We start from the raw sequence: 572 nt of genomic DNA on the forward strand, positions 1-572 counted from the left end.
GGTTCATCGCGGCTTTCCGGGGAAAGCCGCTTTTATCTTTAGGAAGAAGTATTCCGTATCTCGATATCCGTATCCCATACGCTTGATGAGTTTTATTTTGTTATTGATCCCCTCCAGCGTACAAGTATTCAGATGATATGAAGCGGATGCCACGATACCGTGAAGGTAAAGTTTGAGTTTTCTAGCGAAGTTGATGAGAGGCTGTATGCCACTTTCATTCACCTGCTGCCACCATACTTCCCATAACCCGATAGCTTGCTCCTCTGAATCACAATACCAAAGCTCCTTGAGCTGAGCACCAAGTAAGTGCGTTATCATGAGATCTCGATTAATCGATAGTATTTCATCTAGATAACTTTCCTGTTTAGCGCTTAAGTTCTCTCTGTTTTTCAGCAGTACCCAACTCGAGCCCTTTATCCAACGGCGGGCTTTTCTGTCCCCCTTTAGTTGATTAGCTTGGTCTACGCGAACCCTGTCCATGACTTCTCGACCGAACTTAGCCACGACATGAAATAAGTCATAGACAATACGGGCGTTTGGGCAATGCGCCTGCACTTCGAGATCAAAAGCGG

The 572-nt window shown here is 45.6% G+C and carries 1 protein-coding gene; it reads right to left on the reverse strand.

The window, feature by feature from the left end; genetic code table 11:
- Positions 1-3 precede the first annotated feature (3 nt).
- Positions 4-572: ISL3 family transposase (locus UA76_RS11655; protein ID WP_047046228.1), on the reverse strand; the 569-nt coding region annotated here is incomplete at its 5' end.

Origin of the sequence: Vibrio mexicanus (genome assembly GCF_001012815.1) — a bacterium.
Taxonomy (GTDB): Bacteria; Pseudomonadota; Gammaproteobacteria; order Enterobacterales; family Vibrionaceae; genus Vibrio; species Vibrio mexicanus.